General features: G+C 46.7%; 20 protein-coding genes. 17 read left to right on the top strand and 3 right to left on the bottom strand.

The features are described 5' to 3' along the window. Positions 1 to 3: 3 nt before the first annotated feature. From tpiA to MY7_RS14445, 13 genes are all read left to right on the top strand, one after another. Positions 4 to 765: a triose-phosphate isomerase gene (gene tpiA / locus MY7_RS14505; RefSeq protein ID WP_003151618.1), complete on the top strand. Its 762-nt coding sequence runs from the start codon at positions 4 to 6 to the stop codon at positions 763 to 765. Beyond that, positions 758 to 2,293: a 2,3-bisphosphoglycerate-independent phosphoglycerate mutase gene (gpmI, locus tag MY7_RS14500; protein WP_007613875.1), complete on the top strand. Its 1,536-nt coding sequence runs from the start codon at positions 758 to 760 to the stop codon at positions 2,291 to 2,293. The genes tpiA and gpmI overlap by 8 nt, the downstream gene beginning before the upstream one ends. Positions 2,294 to 2,320: 27 nt before the next feature. Next, on the top strand, positions 2,321 to 3,613 hold the full coding sequence (gene eno, locus MY7_RS14495; protein WP_007409956.1) for a phosphopyruvate hydratase: 1,293 nt from the start codon (positions 2,321 to 2,323) through the stop codon (positions 3,611 to 3,613). A gap of 168 nt (positions 3,614 to 3,781) precedes the next feature. Beyond that, a complete protein-coding gene (locus tag MY7_RS14490; RefSeq protein ID WP_029325830.1) occupies positions 3,782 to 5,062 on the top strand; it encodes a M20/M25/M40 family metallo-hydrolase in 1,281 nt (426 codons plus the stop codon). Positions 5,063 to 5,328: 266 nt separating this feature from the next. Further along, a complete protein-coding gene (locus MY7_RS14485) occupies positions 5,329 to 6,663 on the top strand; it encodes a nucleotide sugar dehydrogenase (RefSeq protein ID WP_007613872.1) in 1,335 nt (444 codons plus the stop codon). A 48-nt stretch (positions 6,664 to 6,711) separates the two neighbouring features. Next, positions 6,712 to 7,842, top strand: coding sequence for a DegT/DnrJ/EryC1/StrS family aminotransferase (locus MY7_RS14480; protein WP_007613871.1), 1,131 nt, complete (start codon positions 6,712 to 6,714; stop codon positions 7,840 to 7,842). Beyond that, complete coding sequence (locus tag MY7_RS14475) at positions 7,839 to 8,768, top strand: NAD-dependent epimerase/dehydratase family protein (protein ID WP_007613870.1); 930 nt, start codon at positions 7,839 to 7,841, stop codon at positions 8,766 to 8,768. The genes MY7_RS14480 and MY7_RS14475 overlap by 4 nt, the downstream gene beginning before the upstream one ends. Next, positions 8,734 to 9,990: an aminotransferase class V-fold PLP-dependent enzyme gene (locus tag MY7_RS14470; protein WP_007613869.1), complete on the top strand. Its 1,257-nt coding sequence runs from the start codon at positions 8,734 to 8,736 to the stop codon at positions 9,988 to 9,990. The genes MY7_RS14475 and MY7_RS14470 overlap by 35 nt, the downstream gene beginning before the upstream one ends. Positions 9,991 to 10,001: 11 nt before the next feature. Next, a complete protein-coding gene (locus tag MY7_RS14465; RefSeq protein WP_007613867.1) occupies positions 10,002 to 10,883 on the top strand; it encodes a GNAT family N-acetyltransferase in 882 nt (293 codons plus the stop codon). Continuing rightward, positions 10,856 to 11,614: a WbqC family protein gene (locus MY7_RS14460; RefSeq protein WP_007613865.1), complete on the top strand. Its 759-nt coding sequence runs from the start codon at positions 10,856 to 10,858 to the stop codon at positions 11,612 to 11,614. The genes MY7_RS14465 and MY7_RS14460 overlap by 28 nt, the downstream gene beginning before the upstream one ends. After that, positions 11,577 to 12,254, top strand: coding sequence for a PIG-L deacetylase family protein (locus tag MY7_RS14455; protein ID WP_023357140.1), 678 nt, complete (start codon positions 11,577 to 11,579; stop codon positions 12,252 to 12,254). The genes MY7_RS14460 and MY7_RS14455 overlap by 38 nt, the downstream gene beginning before the upstream one ends. A 7-nt stretch (positions 12,255 to 12,261) precedes the next feature. Beyond that, a complete protein-coding gene (locus MY7_RS14450) occupies positions 12,262 to 13,182 on the top strand; it encodes a TIM barrel protein (protein ID WP_007613861.1) in 921 nt (306 codons plus the stop codon). Next, complete coding sequence (locus MY7_RS14445; protein ID WP_007613859.1) at positions 13,157 to 14,392, top strand: MFS transporter; 1,236 nt, start codon at positions 13,157 to 13,159, stop codon at positions 14,390 to 14,392. Before MY7_RS14450 ends, MY7_RS14445 begins: the two co-directional genes overlap by 26 nt. A 43-nt stretch (positions 14,393 to 14,435) precedes the next feature. Here MY7_RS14445 and MY7_RS14440 read toward each other — a convergent pair whose 3' ends face one another. Beyond that, complete coding sequence (locus MY7_RS14440; protein ID WP_007613857.1) at positions 14,436 to 14,897, bottom strand: GNAT family N-acetyltransferase; 462 nt, start codon at positions 14,895 to 14,897, stop codon at positions 14,436 to 14,438. A 131-nt stretch (positions 14,898 to 15,028) separates the two neighbouring features. Between MY7_RS14440 and MY7_RS14435 the strand changes: the two genes are divergently transcribed. Continuing rightward, the gene (locus MY7_RS14435) at positions 15,029 to 16,819 is read left to right on the top strand and encodes a zinc ribbon domain-containing protein (RefSeq protein ID WP_007613855.1); all 1,791 of its coding nucleotides are present in this window, start codon (positions 15,029 to 15,031) and stop codon (positions 16,817 to 16,819) included. A gap of 41 nt (positions 16,820 to 16,860) precedes the next feature. Here MY7_RS14435 and MY7_RS14430 read toward each other — a convergent pair whose 3' ends face one another. Then, a complete protein-coding gene (locus MY7_RS14430) occupies positions 16,861 to 17,571 on the bottom strand; it encodes a hypothetical protein (protein WP_007613846.1) in 711 nt (236 codons plus the stop codon). A 437-nt stretch (positions 17,572 to 18,008) separates the two neighbouring features. Between MY7_RS14430 and MY7_RS14425 the strand changes: the two genes are divergently transcribed. Further along, positions 18,009 to 18,641, top strand: coding sequence for an NAAT family transporter (locus MY7_RS14425; protein WP_007409973.1), 633 nt, complete (start codon positions 18,009 to 18,011; stop codon positions 18,639 to 18,641). A 20-nt stretch (positions 18,642 to 18,661) separates the two neighbouring features. On the opposite strand, the gene MY7_RS14420 is transcribed toward MY7_RS14425, so the two are convergent. After that, complete coding sequence (locus MY7_RS14420) at positions 18,662 to 19,219, bottom strand: GbsR/MarR family transcriptional regulator (protein WP_007613844.1); 558 nt, start codon at positions 19,217 to 19,219, stop codon at positions 18,662 to 18,664. A 260-nt stretch (positions 19,220 to 19,479) separates the two neighbouring features. Here MY7_RS14420 and opuCA point away from each other — a divergent pair, with 260 nt between their 5' ends. After that, complete coding sequence (gene opuCA, locus MY7_RS14415; RefSeq protein ID WP_003151651.1) at positions 19,480 to 20,619, top strand: osmoprotectant ABC transporter ATP-binding protein OpuCA; 1,140 nt, start codon at positions 19,480 to 19,482, stop codon at positions 20,617 to 20,619. A 20-nt stretch (positions 20,620 to 20,639) separates the two neighbouring features. Next, positions 20,640 to 21,293 carry an ABC transporter permease gene (locus tag MY7_RS14410; RefSeq protein ID WP_003151654.1) on the top strand — a complete coding sequence of 218 codons (654 nt, stop codon included), beginning with the start codon at positions 20,640 to 20,642 and terminating at the stop codon, positions 21,291 to 21,293. Positions 21,294 to 21,319 lie beyond the last annotated feature (26 nt).

Genomic DNA, 21,319 nt, shown 5'->3' with positions numbered 1-21,319 from the left:
CAGATGAGAAAACCAATTATAGCCGGTAACTGGAAAATGAACAAAACACTCGGCGAAGCTGTCAGCTTCGTTGAAGAAGTGAAATCTTCCATTCCAGCAGCAGACAAAGCGGAAGCCGTTGTTTGCGCACCAGCTCTTTTCTTAGAAAAGCTGACTTCTGCTGTTAAAGGAACTGACCTGAAAGTCGGCGCCCAAAACATGCATTTTGAAGAAAACGGTGCGTTCACAGGTGAAATCAGCCCGGTCGCTCTGAAAGACCTTGGCGTGGATTACTGCGTCATCGGCCACTCTGAGCGCCGTGAAATGTTCGCTGAAACTGATGAAACAGTTAACAAAAAAGCGCATGCCGCTTTCAAACACGGCATTGTGCCGATCATTTGCGTAGGTGAAACGCTTGAAGAGCGCGAAGCCGGAAAAACAAATGATCTTGTTGCCGATCAAGTGAAAAAAGGTCTTGCGGGTCTTTCTGAAGAGCAAGTTGCCGCTTCCGTTATTGCGTACGAGCCAATCTGGGCAATCGGAACAGGCAAATCTTCTACAGCGAAAGATGCTAACGACGTCTGCGCGCATATCCGTAAAGTCGTTGCTGAAAGCTTCAGCCAGGAAACTGCTGACAAGCTCCGCATTCAATACGGCGGCAGCGTAAAACCTGCAAATATTAAAGAATATATGGCAGAGTCCGATATTGACGGTGCTTTGGTCGGCGGCGCAAGCCTTGAACCGCAGTCATTCGTTCAATTATTGGAGGAAGGTCAATATGAGTAAAAAACCAGCTGCACTCATCATTCTTGATGGGTTCGGATTACGCAATGAAACAGTCGGAAACGCAGTCGCACAAGCGAAAAAACCGAATTTCGACCGTTATTGGAACCAATACCCTCATCAGACGCTGACGGCATCAGGCGAAGCAGTCGGACTGCCTGAAGGACAGATGGGGAACTCTGAAGTCGGTCATTTGAATATCGGCGCAGGACGTATTGTGTACCAAAGCTTAACACGTGTGAACGTTGCCATCCGCGAAGGCGAATTCGAACGCAATCAAACGTTCCTTGACGCCATCAAAAACGCGAAAGACAACGACAAAGCGCTGCACCTGTTCGGCCTTCTTTCTGACGGAGGCGTACACAGTCATATCAATCATTTATTCGCGCTGCTGAAGCTTGCGAAAAGTGAAGGACTGACGAAGGTGTATATTCACGGTTTCCTCGACGGCCGCGATGTAGGTCCGCAAACAGCGAAAACTTACATTCAGCAGCTGAATGAGCAGATCGAAGAAATCGGTGTCGGCGAAATCGCCAGCATTTCCGGACGCTACTACTCCATGGACCGCGACAAACGCTGGGACCGTGTGGAAAAAGCGTACCGCGCAATGGCTTACGGCGAAGGCCCGTCTTACCGCAGCGCGATGGATGTAGTCGACGATTCTTATGCGAACGGCATTCATGATGAATTCGTCATTCCGTCCGTCATCACAAAAGAAAACGGTGCACCCGTTGCGAAAATTCATGACGGCGATTCTGTGATTTTCTATAATTTCAGACCGGACCGCGCCATCCAGATTTCAAACACGTTTACCAACGAAGATTTCCGCGATTTCGACCGCGGTGAAAATCATCCGAAAAACCTGTATTTCGTCTGCCTGACTCACTTCAGTGAATCTGTTGACGGATATGTGGCTTTTAAACCGGTAAACCTTGACAATACGGTCGGTGAAGTATTAGCACAGCACGGGTTAAAACAGCTTCGCATTGCAGAAACTGAAAAGTATCCGCACGTTACGTTCTTTATGAGCGGCGGCCGCGAAGAAGAATTCCCGGGCGAAGAGCGCATCCTCATTAACTCGCCGAAGGTCGCGACATATGACCTGAAGCCTGAAATGAGCGCGTATGAAGTGAAGGATGCTCTTGTAAAAGAAATCGCGGCTGACAAGCACGACGCGATCATCTTGAACTTTGCAAACCCTGACATGGTCGGCCACTCCGGAATGGTCGAACCGACGATTAAAGCAATTGAAGCAGTGGACGAATGCTTAGGCGAAGTGGTTGACGCCATCATCGCTAAAGGCGGACATGCCATCATTACCGCTGATCACGGTAATGCGGACATTCTGATTACAGAAACAGGCGAACCGCACACTGCCCATACGACAAACCCAGTCCCTGTCATTGTGACGAAAGAAGGCGTGACGCTGCGCGAAGGCGGAATCCTAGGCGACCTCGCACCAACGTTATTAGACCTTCTCGGTGTTGAAAAACCGAAAGAAATGACCGGAACATCTTTAATTCAAAAATAAGCGTAAATCAAAAGGAGAGACAAACTCATGCCATACATTGTTGATGTTTATGCACGCGAAGTCCTTGACTCACGCGGCAACCCAACAGTTGAAGTTGAAGTATATACAGAAACAGGAGCTTTCGGCCGCGCATTAGTGCCAAGCGGAGCTTCTACAGGTGAATACGAAGCGGTTGAGCTTCGTGACGGCGACAAAGACCGTTACCTTGGAAAAGGCGTGTTAACTGCTGTTAACAACGTAAACGAAATCATTTCTCCAGAGCTTCTCGGCTTTGACGTAACTGAACAAAACGCAATCGATCAGCTTTTAATCGAGCTTGACGGAACTGAAAACAAAGGCAAACTCGGTGCGAACGCAATCCTTGGCGTATCTATGGCTTGTGCGCGCGCAGCTGCTGATTTCTTACAGATTCCTCTTTACCAATACCTTGGAGGATTCAACTCAAAAACGCTTCCTGTGCCGATGATGAACATCGTAAACGGCGGAGAGCATGCTGACAACAACGTAGACATTCAAGAATTCATGATTATGCCTGTAGGCGCGCCTAACTTCCGTGAAGCGCTTCGCATGGGCGCTCAAATCTTCCACAGCCTGAAATCAGTTCTTTCTGCTAAAGGAATGAACACAGCTGTAGGTGACGAAGGCGGATTCGCTCCGAACCTTGGTTCTAACGAAGAAGCGCTTCAAACAATCGTTGAAGCAATCGAAAAAGCCGGCTTCAAACCTGGCGAAGAAGTGAAACTTGCTATGGATGCTGCATCTTCTGAGTTCTACAACAAAGAAGACGGCAAATACCATCTGTCTGGCGAAGGCGTTGTGAAAACATCTGCTGAAATGGTTGACTGGTACGAAGAAATGGTTTCTAAATACCCAATCATCTCTATCGAAGACGGACTTGACGAGAACGACTGGGAAGGCCACAAACTTCTTACAGAGCGTCTTGGCAAAAAAGTTCAGCTTGTCGGTGACGACCTTTTCGTTACAAACACGAAAAAGCTTGCTGAAGGTATCAAAAACGGCGTAGGCAACTCTATCCTGATCAAAGTAAACCAAATCGGTACATTGACTGAAACATTCGATGCGATCGAAATGGCGAAACGCGCAGGCTACACTGCCGTTATCTCTCACCGTTCAGGTGAAACTGAAGACAGCACAATCGCTGACATCGCTGTGGCAACTAATGCAGGACAAATCAAAACAGGTGCTCCGTCCCGTACGGACCGTGTTGCGAAATACAACCAGCTTCTTCGCATCGAAGATCAGTTGGCTGAAACTGCTCAATACCACGGTATCAACTCTTTCTATAACTTGAATAAGTAATGGAATGGACGCCGGGAGATATTCTCCCGGCGTTTTTTTATGCTCCCGGGCTTTTCCCTCCTTTTTCATCATCTTCATTTGGTCAATAATATTCATTTTTCCCCTTTTTAAAGGAATCAGTGTTCTTCAATCGAAAGGGAAGAGGTGTTAATAAGAGGAGGGATTATGATGAAATTTTCATTTATGTCAGCCGCGGTGGCAGCAAGCGTTATATGGGGCGCGTCTGCCGGGCCGCTGTCCGAAACCCATGCTTATTCAGCCGTGACCGCGCCGGTTTTTGATGCTGATGAGGCATTGGACACGATGCATGATCTGAGTGAAACCATTGGTCCGCGGGAAACCGGAACTGCGAAAGAAAAGGAAGCGGCTGAATACATATCGAATCGCCTGCGGGCTCAGGGCGCCAGTGTCAAAGTACAGACATTTCCATTGAAAAAGTACTTTTCAGGTTCAGTCACAGCGGGAGATCATGAATTCCCGCTCCGCTCCGCTGATCAATCCGCTGTTGAAAAAGAGCTGAGAATTGAGGGAGGGATTTTTGACGGCGGCTGCGGATCACGCAATGACGTAACAGGAGCCAAAGGAAAGATTGCAGTGATACGCGAAGGAAAGATCCCTGTTTCTCAAAAGATCAAACATGCCGAACAAGCGGGAGCCAAAGCAGTCATTATTTATAATCAGACAACAAAACCGCTCGCCGTCCGTCCGCATACCGATAAAGGAATCACGATACCGGCGGCGGGTATGAAAAAAGAAGACGGTGAAGCATTGCTGCAGGAAAAGCAGGCAGTCATTCAATTTAAAAACTATAAAAACCGCACCTCACAAAATATTATAGGAACGCGCAAAGCGGCACAGGCCAACTCTTCTGATGCTGATATTATTTATGTCACAGCGCATTATGACAGCGTAAAAGGCGCGCCCGGAGCGGATGATAACGCCTCAGGCACATCTGCCGTTCTGGAAATCAGCAAGCAACTCAAACACATACCGAAAGACAAAGAGATCCGCTTTATCCTGTTCGGTGCAGAAGAATTATGGTCTGCGGGTTCATCTTATTACGTCAGTACACTCACGAACAATGAAAGAAAGCACAGTCAGGCCAATTTTAATGCCGATATGATTGCGACTGACTGGGAAGAAGCGAGTCAAATGTGTGTCACGACTCCTGACGGCAGGGAAAACCCGAGCGTCCGGTACGCTGAAAAAGCCGCTGAAAAATCCCGGTTGGTCAAGCCAAAGCTGATTCAGCTCGGTTACTCAGACCATGTCTCTTTTTATGAAGCGGGGATTCCGTCGGCTAACTGGATTTGGCTCAGCCCCGATACACAGGAGCCGGGCCCCTGGTATCACACCGAGAATGATAATATGAAACACATCAGCAAAGAACGATTAGAGAAAGCGGGAGCACTCGTTTCCGCGGCTGTAACTGAGGCAGTGAAAGAATAAAAAAACAGGCTTCGGCCTGTTTTTTTATATTATTTTCTGTATATTCTCTCAATTAAGGGAGATTTTCTCACTCGTTACCAGATATATACCATTTGACAGGATTTTATTTTACAAATAAAAGAAAAATAAATAGATAATACCTAATTTATAAAAGGATGTAAAACTCATTTATCAAATTTTAACTTTTGTTATAATTGCGATATCGATCGATATTTGTTTTAAATTGTAAAAAACAATACTCTTTTCTATCTATTAGGGGGCGAAAAATGAATACTGTCACAAAAGAAGCCAGCAACCTTGGTCAAAAACGGCTGTTACATCTAATTGAAACGAAGCAGGCGATTGTAGGCGTGTTAGGCATGGGATATGTGGGATTTCCTCTTGCGCTGGAATGTGTCGATAAAGGATACAATGTTATCGGATTCGACAAAAACAGTGAAAAGGTTTCCTTGTTAGCCGCCGGAAGCAGCCATATTCAAGATATAGAGGACGACAGACTGAACTCGGCTTTACAAACAAAACGCTTTCAAATCAGCGCCGACATGTCGCTCATCCAAAAATGCGACATCATTGTGATATGTGTGCCGACACCCCTGAACAAAAAAGACAAGATCCCCGATTTAACCTACATCGACAGTGCAGTTGACAGCATGATCGCTTATGGAAGGCAGCATCAGCTTTTAATTTTAGAAAGCACCACCTATCCCGGAACAACGAAAAAAAAGATTGCCGACAGAATGGCATCAAGCCGCGGCATGAAAATAGGAACAGACTTTTTTACGGCTTATTCTCCGGAAAGAATCGATCCGGGCAACAGGCAATATGAAGTTTCAGATATTCCTAAAGTAGTCGGCGGAACCACACAGACTTGCACAGAACTTGCCTCAGCGTTTTACAGCACCATTGTTACAAGCATTCACCCGGTCACCTCACCCGAAGTAGCTGAAACAGCTAAACTCCTAGAGAATACTTATCGTTATGTCAATATAGCTCTTATCAATGAAATGGCGCTTAATTGCCGTGAACTTGATATTGATATATGGGAAGTCATCTGCGCGGCGGACACGAAGCCGTTCGGCTTTCAAAAATTTATCCCGGGCCCCGGAGTCGGAGGCCATTGTATCCCGATTGACCCTTTTTACTTCAAATGGATCGCGAATGAAAAAGGGCTGCAGACAAAATTAATTGATCTGGCGGACGAAATCAATTCCAACATGCCGATTTCTGTCTCTGACTATGCTTTGAAACTGTCGGGCAAAGACAAATGCAGCATCTTAATAATAGGGGCCGCTTATAAAAAAAATACAAATGACCCGCGTGAATCCTCAGTGTTTACGATAATGGAAGAATTGATGGACAAGGGATGCGCGATTGATTATCATGATCCGTTTATCAGCGAGATCCGCTTGAATGACGGAAGCCGCAAACAATCTGTCCCTTTCACAAAAGAACAAATCAATCAGTACGACGTCATCATCATCCATACAGATCACGATGTCATCGACTACAGTATTTTGAAGGATGCCTCACCGATTATCTTTGACACAAGAAATGTATGCAAGGAAAAATCAGCCGACAATTGCAGAGTTGTCACTTTATAGGAGGGAACGGTCATTAGTAATCGATTTATCTCTTTTCACAGACCTGATATGACAAACGAAGAAATCGCAAGCGTAACCGAAACGATTCAATCGGGCTGGATTTCGAAAGGCCCGAAGGTAATCGATTTTGAAAAAAAGCTGGGAGAATGTATAGGAGCCGAACACGTCATCAGCTGTAATTCAGGCACCGCTGCATTACATATGGCTTTATTGGCGCTCGGGGTGGGAGAAGGCGATGAAGTCATCGTGCCGAGCTTCACGTTCTGTTCCAGCGTCAATGTCATCCTGCACGCCGGAGCCGTTCCGGTGTTTGCGGATATATGCGAGAAAAGTCTATGTGCCGATCCTGAAGATGTCAGGAAGAAAATAACGCCGCGCACAAAAGCGGTAATTGCGGTTCATTTTGCCGGCTATCCGGCTGATCTGGAAAACTTGCAATCCATTTGTAAAGAAAACGGATTGTATCTGATTGAAGACGCCGCTCATGCGCTCGGTACAAAATATAACGGAAGCATGATCGGCACTCACGGCGATGCTGTGTGCTTCAGCTTTTATGCCACCAAAAATATTACAACGGGGGAAGGCGGAGCCCTCGTCATGAAAGACGAACAGGCCGCAGAAAGAGCGAGGCTGTACGGCTGGCACGGCATCACAAAAAATGCCTGGAACCGGTACGGTGAAAAAGGCAGCTGGAGATACGACGTTTTACTGCCGGGCTTTAAATATAATATGACGGATATTCAGGCCGCGCTCGGTCTGGTTCAATTGAAACGCGCAAACGAAATTCAAGAAAAACGGGAACAGATCGCTCAATTTTATGTACGTGAACTGTCAGACCAATCTGACAAAGCGGCGCTTCCGCTTTCTGACATTCCAAGCGGCATAACGCACTCATGGCATTTATTTATTTTGCGGATTCGAGAAAACGGCGGTATGGACAGAGATTTGTTTATTGAGAAAATGAAAGAAAAACAAATCGGGCTGAGCGTGCACTTTATTCCCGTGCATTTGCATCCTTACTATAAAAAACATTTTCCTGCCGAGCTTCCGGTAACTGAACGTGTTTTCCGGGAGATCGTGTCACTGCCTCTTTACAGCCAGTTATCAGATGAGGATTGCAGCTATATTGTCAAGTCTATAAAAGAAGTTTTGACTATCAGCCAGGAGGTTGGATCATGAAACATATTGCGATTATCGGAGGAGCCGGTTTTATCGGAAGCGAACTGGCGGCATTATTACAGGCTAAAGGTTATCACACCATCATTGCAGACCAAAAGGAGCCGGCTTTTGACACTGAATACCGCCAAACGGATATTCTTGACCGGACGTCCCTCCGCGAATCATTGCGGGGAGCGGATGCGGTTGTCCATTTGGCGGCAATGGTCGGAGTGGACAGCTGCCGAAGCAATGAAGAAGACGTCATACGGGTCAATTTTGAAGGAACGAAAAACGTCACTGAGGTATGCGGTGAATTGGGAATCAGCACACTTCTTTTCTCATCGAGTTCAGAAGTGTTCGGAGATTCACCGGATTTTCCTTATACCGAGACAAGCAGAAAGCTTCCGAAATCGGCTTACGGAAAAGCCAAACTGCAATCAGAGGAATATTTGAGAGAACAGGCTTCCGACGACCTTCATATTCGGGTCGTCCGGTACTTTAATGTATACGGGCCGAAACAGCGCGAGGATTTTGTCATCAACAAGTTTTTCAGCCTGGCCGAGAACGGCTCTGAGCTGCCTCTTTACGGGGACGGCGGACAAATACGCTGCTTCAGCTACATCAGTGATATCGTCACCGGAACTTATCTCGCTCTCGTTCATGAAGGAGCCGTCTTTGAAGACTTCAATATCGGGAACGACCAGCCGATCACGATAAAAGAACTGGCTGAAAAAGTCAATGTGCTCTCAGGCAGAGAGAAGGATAACTATCTGTTTAAAAAGCTGGGCGAAGACGGCGTGAGGGGAAAAGACATCGAGATTTTTAAACGGGCGCCGTCAATCGAGAAGGCGAAACGTTTGCTCGGTTACGCTCCGAAAGTAAGTCTGAATGAAGGCCTGGAGATCATAAAAGATGAAAGACAAAAGCACAAACTTTCACTTTCCTAAAAACCCGGAAGTAGTCAAATATCCCATTTATCCGGGTCAGTTTTCTGTCAGTGGCCGTCTGCGCGCAGTGAAGCACTTGCTAACTGCCGGACAAAGCGGACTGACTGAAAAACTGGAAAAACGTTACGGGAAAGGGGTTGTGCTGACCTCCAGCGGCAGTGCGGCACTGGTACTCGCATTAACTTATTCGGGAGCCGGGCCGGGGAAAGAAGTGATTTTCTCATCCTTCAGCTGCCCGAATGTCATTGATGCCGTGCTGCAATCCGGTGCGGCGCCTGTGTTTGCGCAGCTGGATGAGCATCTTTCCTTATCGTTTGAGGATGTCAAAAAAAAAGTGACAAGGCAGACGTGTGCGGTTATCCTCACGCATGTATACGGCCGGAGAGAAAATACCGCTATCATTGACTGGGCGAAGGAAAACGGAATTGTTGTCATTGATGATGCCGCTCAAGCCATGTTTACAAAACAAGCGGATACATTTGCCGGCGGTTTGGGCGATTTCGGCATTTTAAGCTTCGGCCCCTCAAAGCCGCTTGCGAGTATCGGAGGCGGCGCGTTAATCGCGCCGAAAGAATGGCTGCGGCAAAAAGCAAATCTCCCGATGGAACAGCGCAGCCAAGTGGCAGCTGACTATCGAATCTATATCAGAAATCAAAGAATCCAAGCTGTAATGAAACGGAAACGGCATCATCCTATTTCATATATGTTTAGAAAAGCGGGCGCCATGCCTTCCATGAAAGCCACAAAGCTCGAAGCTCTGCCGGATAAACCGGCTGTTGTACCCGTGCTTCGCATGCATCCGGCAAGGGAAGCCATTATTGATGATCAGCTTTCACGTATGGATCAGCTTGTAACAGCTTCGCTCCAAAATTTAGAGACGGCGGGAGAAATCTTTGCAAAGGCGGGAGAAACAAACGGCATAAGAATGATCCAGCCCCAAGAAGGAGAACATCTGAATTATTTAACAATTGTATTTCCCCGGGATGAAGAGCGGTACGGGTGTTCCGTTTATTTAGCTGAAAGAGGCATCCAAACATGCTGGAACTATCTTCCCCTCGGACGTATTCCGATTTATGAAACATACGCGGGGGAAGGCGGGGGAGACCCGCTTTGGAAGAGAGTTCTTTCTCTGCCGTTTAAACCCCCTCTTCAAAAGGAGCAAGTCAGATATATAGCCGAATCCGTTTTATCATATTATGAGCAAAAGAATAAGACTGAATAGTGGTGATAACTATGCAAAAAACAGCAGTATACACGACCCGCCAGGCATGGGATCGGGCCGCTGACATGTATCAGGCGGGATTGTTTCAAAGCTATGATTGGGGAATCCTCATGGAAGAGCTTCCCGGCACGTCATTTCACCCTGTCAGACTGACAACGGACGGAGGACAGGTAATCTATCTTCCGCTTTTTGAACAGAAGGGCGTATTATCCGGCAATATGATCGGATACGGCGGCGTTATTTCAGATCGACCCATCTCATTTGAATGGCTTCAAAGTGAAATCCAGACCATATTCGGCCGGAACATATCCCGGATGCTGCTGCCGTACGGTCAGACTTCTTTTACAGAAGAAATCGGGGAAGGGTGGACTGAAAAGGCAACACGGATCCTTACGCTTCCGGACACGTTTGACGAACTTTGGACGGGCATTTCCGGAAAAGCCCGGACGGCAGTCAGGTACGCTGAAAAAGAGAATATTGTCACCCGGCTGATCGGGCGAAAAGAACTTGGCGCGTTTTATGACCTCTACAAAGAGCATACGTCGGCAATCGGCGCGGCTTATGTGCTGAGCCAGGGCTTTTTCCAAAAGCTGCTTGACACGTTTGCGGATCGAATGTTTTGGGTCGGAGCATATCAGGATGAGACGCTGATCAGCAGCAGTATTTTTCTCTATGACCGCTCTCATTTCTATTATTGGCAGAATATAAACAGCCTGGCGGGAAAAAAAGCGCAGGCCTCTTACTTATTGATGCGTGACGCTTTGCAATTCGCCATTAGCCGCAAGCTTCAATGGGCTGATTTTGGCTATTCACACAGTAAAGAAATCGCAAGACCGAAACGATATTGGGGAGCTGAAGAAAAACAATGCCGACTTTTTACGAAACCGGAATGAAAACAATAAGCGGCCATCAATCCAGTTATCTGCCGTGGTACGGTTTTTTTGAAAAAATGTATAAGTCGGATCTGTTTGCCATTCATGACACAGCTCAATTTGAGAAAAAAGGATTTCTCAACCGCAACAGAATCAAAACGCCGCAGGGCCCCAGATGGCTGACGGTGCCTTTGCAGATGAAACAATATAAAGACATAGAGCTTCGGCATATGAAAATCGACCAGACACAGGATTGGCGGAAAAAACATTGGATGGCGATTAAAATGAACTATGCGAAAGCTCCCTATTTTGAGCAATACCAGCATTTTTTTCAAGATGTCTATCAGAGGGAGTGGGAATATCTCCATGATTTGAATATGCACATCATTGAATTTTTCCGAAAAGAGCTGCGAATTGAGACGCCGCTCTGTTATGTCTCTGAGCTTGAATGCCGGAAGGAGAAAAAAAGCGATTTTGTTTTAGCGCTTTGTCAGGAGCTGGGGGCGGACCGTTATTATTCAGGCAGTCAGGGTTCCGACTATTTAATAGAAAGCGATTTTGAAAGAAACGGAATTGTCATTGAGTATCAGCAGATCCGACATTTTGGCTATCCTCAATTATTCGGGGAGCATATCCCTCACCTCTCCATGCTTGATATGCTGATGAACTGCGGAGCGGATACAGCCGAAATGTTAGTCAAAGGAGGGCAATATGATGAAAGTAATGGTATTTGCAGCGCATCCCGACGATGAAATTATCGGCGTCGGCGGCACGCTCGCCAAACATGTCCGCCAAGGTGACAGCGTGTCGGCAGTCATTATGGCGGAAGGCAAGTCATCAAGAAAAACGGATTACAAAAAGCCTGAAGATTCCGTTATGGAGCATTCTAATCAAGAAACGGAGCAGGCGCTCAGCACTTTGGGCATCCATGATTTTGTCAGGCTGAACCTTCCTGATAACAGAATGGATTCAATGGATTTGCTGGATGTCGTGAAGGAAGCGGAGAAACAAATCAATCGTTTTCAGCCTGACATTGTGTATACCCAGTACGGCGGTGACATTAATATTGACCACTCCGTCGTATTCAGAGCGGTCATGACGGCAACCCGTCCGCTTCCCGGTCATACGGTAAAACGGGTTTTTGCCTATGAAACATTGTCTTCGACGGAATGGAATTACTGTCAGAAGGATCAGTTTCATGCCAATTTCTTCGTTAATATTGAAGACGAGCTTGAAACGAAATTGAAATCGATGGCGTGTTACGGTTCCGAGCTCAGAGACTTCCCTCATCCCCGCTCTTTGCAGGCGATCGAACATAATGCCCGTGTGTGGGGAGCAAAATCGGGTTTTACCGCTGCGGAAGCGTTTATGCTTGTGAGAGGAACATGGTGACTGTCCTATGATTGCTCAAATTCCGTTTTTCGGACTTGATCCGAAGCAAATCGATGAGAAATGGGTGGAAGCGGGATACGGTCTGGAAGCGAATATTTTTGACGGCCATTCCTTTGGGGAAGCGGATTATCTCAAAACATTCAATCAGACGCTGGAATATGCGAAACAGCTTGATCCTTCATTATTGACGCTGCATTTCCCGACAGATCATGCCGATTATGTGAATGAAGATCACATCAAAAAACAGCTTTATCACTTTGCGGAGCTCGCTGTGAAATACGGCGCCAAAGGCATAACCGTTCATGCGAATCAATTTATGACGGTTGAGGAATTTCAAGTCTATGACCTGGAAGGAAACCGTAAAAAAATCGTTGAGTTTTTCTCGGAGTTTGATGAGCGGCTGAAAGGGACGGACATTTGGATCGGTGTGGAAAACCTTCCGATCATCGGGAATCTGGGAGAGGATTTTGATCCGATTTTCATTTATCCTGAGGATTTTACAGAGCTGGTGCAGCTGGATCTGAAGCATGTCGGTATTACGTGGGATCTGTGCCATTGGGCGATTACCTATCAGACTCACTTGTCTTCCGCCCTTATGTTCAGAAATGATCAGCTGAAATATCCCGATTTCTTTCAGTTTCTTTCGATAAAAGAGAGCATTAAGCATTATCACTTCAGCTCATTTCGCCAGCTTGCGTTCCCGCATGGCGGCGTCCGCTGTTTTGAGGGCCGCCATCCGAGTGAAGGGACGATCGCTGAGGAGCTGCTGAGACGGGCTGCAGATACTTTGCAGGAGCTTTATCGGAATCAAGATACCGGCATTGTATTTGAGGTGATGGAAGAGGATTATACGGAAAGACGGGAATCATGGAGAACGCTGGAATGGTTCGGCGGTGTTTCTGATGACGAGGATCAAAAAAGGGTCTGATATGACATATCGAACACCGAACTATGCAAAGCTTTGGTGTGCACAGGTGTTTTCTTCAGCGGCGGACGGGGTCTGGCTCATTGCTCTGCCGCTGCTAGTGCTGGAATTGACCGGCAGCAAAATTCTTGTCGGCGTTATTTCTTTTATCGAACTCGTGCCGCTGACATTTGGCGTGCTGGCGGGGCCGCTGATTGATTTATTCCGAAAAAAGTCGATCTTGTATTTGTGCAATACGGGCCGGGCCGTCATCATGATCCTCTTGGCGGTGCTCAGCGCGAACGATTTATTAACCGTGTGGATAGCCGGGGTGTGCGCCTTTTGTCTATCTCTGCAATCGATGCTGTTTGCGCCGGCGAAAGTCGCGATCATTCCGCTGCTCGTCCGTAAACAGCATCTTGATCAGGCGACATCTCTGATCAATACGAGTGACTTGATCGGACTCATCGTCGGAAAATTGATCAGCGGGATCATGATTGCGGCTATTCCGTTCGGGCTGCTGTTTGCCATAAACGGAACTGCTTTTTTTATCTCCGCGGCATTTATCGCGTTCATTCGTATTTCAGAACAGCCCAATGAAAAAAGCAACGGAACTGAAGATGTAAAATCCGGTTACAGAATGCTGAAAGGAAATGCGGCATGGCTGACATCGGTCGGATACTTTTTCGTCGTAAATCTCGTCATTGCCGGCCTTATTTCAGTAATGGGGCCGATTCTTGCTGTGGAGCGTTTTCAGCAGAACTATTCTGTATGGTTTGCCGTCATGTATTCAATGTTTCAGGCGGGGATGCTTTTGGGCAATCTGGCCGTATTTTTCAAATGGAATACAAAACGCTTGAACCGGCTGTACCCGCGGACGTTAACGGCAGCGGGACTGCTCATTATGCTCCTGTTTTTTCCCCTTCATGGGTTTGAGTGCATCATCTTCCTGGTGCTTGGCATCATCATCTCGTATATTGATGTGCAAACGGTGCTGTATTTCCAAAAGACGGTTCCGGCCGCATATTTCGGAAGGGTCTTTGCACTGATTTTTTCCATTGTCAAAATGGGTGAACCGCTGTCGGCCGCTGTCTACACAGGGCTTCTGCTGTTGATGAATGCGGATTATATTTTTGCGGCTGTCGGACTGACCCTTACGATCATTTTTGCTATTTTTTCAGTCAGACAAGGGAGTCAAAGAAATACAGAGAAGCAAGCGGATCAATCCGTCTGAATGGTAAACGAAGGGGCGCCGATGTCAGCCGGCGCCCTTTTTATCATAAATCCAAATAAAGCCGTATCATATCCCGGCATTGAATGCCGTTTTCAAAAATGTCTTCATCATAATGCCTGATAAAAAAATCATGGTCGACAGCCTGAATGCGGAATCCGCATTTTTGATAGAGTGACAGCTGATGAATACTGGAATTTCCGGTGCCGATTTCAATCGTGTCAGCTCCCGATTGTCTCGCTTTTTCAATGGCATCTTGCACCAGCTGTTTTCCGAATCCCCTGTTCTGCAGCGATTCTTTTACCGCGATGTTTACGATTTCTATCGTTTTAGGCCTTGTTTGCAATAAAACGTAAACCCCTGCAAGCTCGTCTGACGTCCAAGCCGTATAGCATTCTCCTCTTACAAGATAATCATCGACAATCTCCCTCGACGGATCGGCCAGCAGCAATAGTTCATACAGCGCTTCATCCGGCTCCGCGGCTTTTCGGATGCTCAGTTTTTGCATGTCCGTTTCTCCTCCTCCGTTATGATCGACAGCTATTTTTCAAAATAACTCCAAAATCATTCTACTTTATTATAAAATATGTAACATAGGAAAAGTTATACAAGTTTTGCAGATTGAATAGGAGGAAAGTCATGTTTTTTTGTAAGTGTTGCGGCCAGCAGAACAACGAAGAGGCGCATTTCTGTAAAGAATGCGGAAAACCGATCGGGAAAGGAAGCCGGCTGGAGCGGCAGGCGACTGTAAGAACGGCTGAACCTGCTTCACAAATGAGAAAGCCGATCCCTAAAAAAACGCTCTTCATATGGGGCGGCATTGCCGCAGCGCTGATCTTATTGATTGCCGCATATAAAACCGGAGCCTGGCTGACATCTGAAAAAAGGCTCACAGATCAATTCGAACAGGCGGTTCATGACGGGGACACGAAAAAGCTCGCAGCCCTGCTCACTCCTTCAGACAAAAAACTGAAGCTGAATGAGACCAATGTCAAACCGCTCCTTGCATACGCAAAGAAACACGATGAACTGCTGGCATCGCTTCGCGGCAATTCATCAGAAAAAGATGCGGTATACGTCAAAAAAGAGGGAAAAACCCTTCTTTTGTTTGACCATTACGAATTGAAAGTCGATCCGGTTTATTTCCGCGTCACCAGCAATTATAAAGGCGCCGATCTTTATATCAACAGCGAGAAAACAGGTACGGTCAAAAAAGCCGATGAAACCCAAATCTTCGGCCCGTATGCACCCGGTGTCTACACGGCGGAAGCCAAGCTTAAAAATGAGACGGTTGACGTTGTCAAAAAGCAAGAGGCAGAGGCGGCCGGCAGCCGGAATGTTGAGTTTGACCTGACGTTAGACGCCGAGGATGTGACATTCACTCCGGCAGACAGCTTCAAAAGCGCGAAAGGCGATCTGCTGATAAACGGCAAGTCCGTCCATAAAGATCCGTTTACATCCGTTACATACGGTCCGCTCTTAACTGACGGTTCCATGACAGCCGCCGTGGAGGCTGATTTTCCTTGGGGGAAAATGAAAACTGCCGATGTCCCGATCAACAGTACTGATGTGGACTTAACGCTTATCCCGGATAAAGATACACAACAAACAATCATGGACACGATTGTCAAAACAACGAAGCAGTATACAAAAGCGATGGCAGACGGAAATACCGATCAGATGACCGAGGCTGGTTCCGCCTGGAAAGAGCAGACGAAAGAAGTGGTATCCGGCATGAAGAGTTCCGGCACCTTTTTGAAGGATCAGTATAAAGAGACAAGTTTTGATCTGGATTCATTTGCGATTTCTCAAGAGAACGGCCGCTGGCAAGTAACTGTTACGGGTAAAGAGCTTCATGAGTCTGCTTATTTCGACGGGAATACGAAGCCTGATATGGAAGAGGCTGAGCCGAGCTTTCATTATGTACTCTCATATGATACAAAACATAAAAAATGGGTTTTCGAAAAAGCTGACCCTGCCTCAGATTCTTCTGGGACAAATGTAAAAAAAATAAAAAACGACCAGCCGAAAACCTATACATCAGCATGGGCATCTTCCAAAGGAAACACAGCTTCAGGCAGCGTGACAAACGAGCAAGTCACATCGTTTATGACTGATTACCTGACAAATCAATCAAGCGCCGTCAGCCTTAACAATTTTGCCATCATGGCGGGCAATTTAGAAGAGGGGAGCCCTTTGTATGCAGATCAGCAGAAACTGGTCAAAAAACTGCACAGCGAGGGGACGACCGAAGTATTTAATGAAGTGAATGTCAAAAGCTTTTCACAGAAAGGCTCTCATCTGACGATTCATACGTACGAGGAGTTTTATATTACGAAAGCCGGCGGCAGTCCGAAGCTCAGAACATACAATTGGACGTATGGCGGCGTTGTTAAAGACGGAAGAATTTATTTAACATCCATTCAATAAAAAAACCCCCCGCGCCAATCAGGCGGCGGGGGTTTCCGTTTTTAAAAGAAGAAATAATTCATGAGTTCTTTTATATAATGCTTGATCGTGAATTGAAACGTTACGCAAATGATCAAATAGATGACGATAACAGAATAAATGATATCCGCCTTAGTAGTGAGCTGATGCTGATAGCTCGCCAGCATGAGCGGAGGCACGGCAAACGCCGCTCCTAAAAGACCGACAGCCAGAATGGTAAAGCAAACGGTTGTATGAAGCAGCATAAAAATGAGAGCAAGAAGCAAAATAGCTGTAAACGGAATCAAAAATGCTCCGAATCTGGACAGCGAATCTTTAAATGACACCTGCGCGCCGCCGGCCTTTAAAGCGATAAAAATCAAGAGATACAGGCAGAAAACGCATAATGCAAAGGTAAGCGCCGGTTTGATCACAACCGCGATAAAACTGACGTCACGAAAGCCGTCTGATAAGAGAATATAAAACATAATCGGCGTCACCAGGCAGAAAAGCACCATGTTGATGATGCTGCTGACAAGCTGTTCGCCGCCTGTCGTTTTACATGTTTGGTACGGTCTCTTTAACACATCAAGCACGAATAAGGCAAATTGCTTTGAAGCCTGCTTAGCCGCGGCGCCGGCCTGAGCGGCCTGGCCCTGCGTTTGGCCTGCGCCTCCCTGCCCGGGCTGGGGCGCCCCGCATTTTTCACAAAACTTTCCGCCATCAGTATGATGGCCGCATTGAGAACAATACATTCTAAAACTCCTTTTACAAGTAATATAGGGATTTTGTTCAATATTTACATTATAAAAGAAAATAGGACGGATGTAACGGAGTTTTCTAAAGATATACAAATCACTTTCTCTATGAATTGATAATAGAGAAAAAGTACCCATTATGGTAGAATTTTAATGAAGCTGATGGATATCATGTCTCTTGGCGCATTGATTCAGAGTAAAAAAGGAAATTAACGCATGCTAAAAAAATTGAAAATGCTTTATCGGCTGTTGAAATTCGGAAAAGGCTTATGGAGATAACAAACAGAAAAAACCGTCCTTACAAGGACGGTTTTTTCTGTTTCCGGATCGTCCGGCTGAGGTTATAAAAAGCAGACCCCGGGGTAAAAACCATGCATAAGAAACAGCGGAGAACAAAACATAACTCAATAACGGCAAGTCATAAGGAGGTACGCATGTTTTCATTCATCATTCATGTCTTCATTTCACTGTTTGCAGTCTCCAATCCCATCGGAAACGTGCCGATTTTTCTTTCACTGACGGAAGGGTACTCGGAGAAAGAACGGACAGCGATCGCGCGCAAGGCTTCCGTACTGTCGTTTATCATCTTGGCAGCTTTTTTAATCTTCGGCCATCTGATCTTTAAACTGTTTGACATTAACATTCATGCCTTGCGTATCGCGGGCGGCATTTTTATTTTCGGCATCGCTTATAATCTTCTGAACGCGAAGAAATCTCATGTACAGTCCCTTCATCATGAAGAGAAAGGGGAGAGCAAGGAGAAAGCCGATATATCTGTGACGCCTTTGTCGATTCCGATTATCGCCGGACCCGGTACGATCGCGACGGTGATGAGTCTGTCGGCCGGCCATGGCGGCATCTTCCATTACATCAGCGTGCTTATCGGCATTGCGGCCGTCATCGCGATGACGTTCATCTTCTTTCACTATTCATCTTTCATCAGCAATAAGCTCGGGAAAACCGAAATGAATGTCATTACCCGACTGATGGGGCTGATCTTGGCAGTGGTGGCGATCGGCATGATCGGCGCCGGTCTGAAAGGCATGTTCCCGATATTGGTTTCCTGACTTAAAAAAGCAGCGCCCGGTTATCTTCGGGTGCTGCTTTTTTCTATTTTCGGCACATGCTGAAACACTTCTTCACTCTCAAAAAATTCTATCAAACGGCTCAGCCAGTCATAATAATGGAGCCAATCCGTCAGTTCATCCAAAAGCTGACGGGCTTTTTCTTCAATATCGGGATTGAGATTTTCCGATTCCAGAAGCTCAGTCAGCTCGCGGTTCAGCTTTTTATAGAGCATTTTGTTTTTGCTGACCGCCTTTGTCCAATTTGCCGTAAACAGGGAGATAAACGTCTGATAATAATCACGCTCCACGTCATAAAGGTCTTTGCGAACGCCTTTTTCAAACACTTTTTCAGCCAGATTGGCGTCAGTCATTTCGCGGACCACCTGGCTCATCCTCGTTTTGCTCATCCCGGTTGCCTCTGACAGCTCATTTAACGTCATCGGCTTGCGGTTCATATAAATAATACCGAGCACACGTCCCAGTGTGGCCGGCATTCCGAATGTATGCATATTCTCGGCTATTCTCTCAATGAGATGCTCTTCAGCATGCCCGATGATATCAAGAGCGTTTTTTTCCACGGCTGATCATCCCTTCACTGGCTTTTCATGCTGACAATATATCATATTTTTTACAGTTGATGAAAAAGATGATGCGGCAGGATATGCGAGCTATCTGGAGCGATTGTAAGAACATCCGCATTGTCAGCGGGATAACATGAAAAAACACGTATATTGTATATAATTTCAACACATTGTAAACTTTTTATTTTACAAATTTCATCTTATAATAAAGATTATACTTTTCAGAAAAATAACGGAACCCTTCGGAGGTGCACGGATTGCTGAGATTAGAAAATGTATCGAAAGTCTATAAAGGCGGAAAAAAAGCTGTCAACAGCATTGATTTAAATATCGAAAAAGGCGAGTTTATTTGTTTTATCGGACCGAGCGGCTGCGGCAAAACGACGACGATGAAAATGATTAACAGACTGATTGAGCCGTCATCCGGAAAGATTTTTATCGATGGCGAAAACATTATGGAGCAGGACCCGGTGGAGCTGAGACGGAAAATCGGCTACGTCATTCAGCAGATCGGACTTTTCCCTCATATGACCATTCAGCAGAACATTTCCCTCGTGCCGAAACTGCTGAAATGGCCGGAACAAAAGCGGAAGGAACGGGCGCGGGAGCTTTTGAAGCTCGTCGATATGGGCCCGGAATATTTAGACCGCTATCCTCACGAGCTGAGCGGGGGACAGCAGCAGAGAATCGGCGTGCTGCGCGCCCTTGCAGCGGAACCGCCTCTTATTCTTATGGATGAACCGTTCGGAGCGCTTGATCCGATTACGCGGGATTCCCTTCAAGAAGAATTCAAAAAACTGCAAAGAACATTGAATAAAACGATTGTGTTTGTAACCCACGATATGGATGAAGCTATTAAGCTGGCTGACCGGATCGTCATTTTAAAAGCGGGAGAGATCGTTCAGGCCGGCACTCCTGATGACATTCTCCGGAATCCGGCTAATGAGTTTGTCGAAGAATTTATCGGCAAAGAACGGTTATTGCAATCAAGACCGGATATTGAACGCGTCGAGCAGATGATGAACAAAAAGCCTGTCACCGTTACGGCGGACAAAACGCTTTCGCAGGCGATACAGGTGATGCGGGAACACCGTGTCGATTCCCTGCTTGTCGTTGATGACCTGAATGTGCTGCAAGGATATGTTGATGTCGAAATCATTGATCAGAACCGGAAAAAAGCGAGCCTCGTCGGCGACGTGCTCCGCTCTGATCTGTATACGGTCGAGCAGGGGACACTGCTGCGCGATACCGTACGCAAAATTTTAAAGCGCGGAATGAAATATGTACCCGTCGTTGATGAACAAAGGCATTTAGTCGGAATTGTCACGAGAGCGAGCCTTGTCGACATCGTTTACGATTCAATCTGGGGCGAGGAAGACCAGCTGGTGACAGGCTGACAAGGGGAGGAACGCTTACAATGAATGAAATGATCAAGTTTTTGCAGACGAACGGCGGAGAACTGTTATATAAAACGTGGGAGCATTTATACATTTCGATCATCGCCGTCATATTAGGCATTGTCGTCGCCGTTCCGCTCGGAGTGGCGCTGACGAGAATGAAGAAGGGCGCAGGCGCCGTCATCGGCGCCGTCAACATTGTGCAGACCTTGCCGAGTCTCGCGATACTGGCGTTTTTTATCCCGCTGTTAGGCGTGGGAAAGGTGCCCGCGATCGTCGCGCTGTTTTTCTATTCGGTGCTGCCGATTCTCCGGAACACGTATACCGGCATTCAAGGCGTAAACAAAAATCTGCTGGAATCGGGAAAAGGCATCGGCATGACGGTCTGGGAGCAGATCAGGCTTGTGGAACTGCCGCTTGCGGTTCCGGTGATCATGGCGGGCATCCGCACATCCACCATTTATCTGATCGGCTGGGCGACGCTTGCTTCCTTTATCGGGGGCGGCGGGCTCGGAGACTATATTTTTATCGGCCTGAATCTCTATCAGCCTGAATATATTATCGGCGGCGCCGTGCCGGTCACCATTTTAGCCATTATCATTGATTATCTGCTAGCGGCGACGGAACGGAAGGTGACGCCGAAAGGGCTGAAAGGACTGAAGGAAGTATCATAAGGAGTTGGCTGTTTTGAAAAGAAACC

Source organism: Bacillus sp. 5B6, assembly GCF_000259405.1.
GTDB classification, from domain to species: domain Bacteria; phylum Bacillota; class Bacilli; order Bacillales; family Bacillaceae; genus Bacillus; species Bacillus velezensis.
The sequence above is the reverse complement of the archived record's forward strand: the minus strand, read 5'-3'. Positions and strand labels throughout refer to the sequence as shown.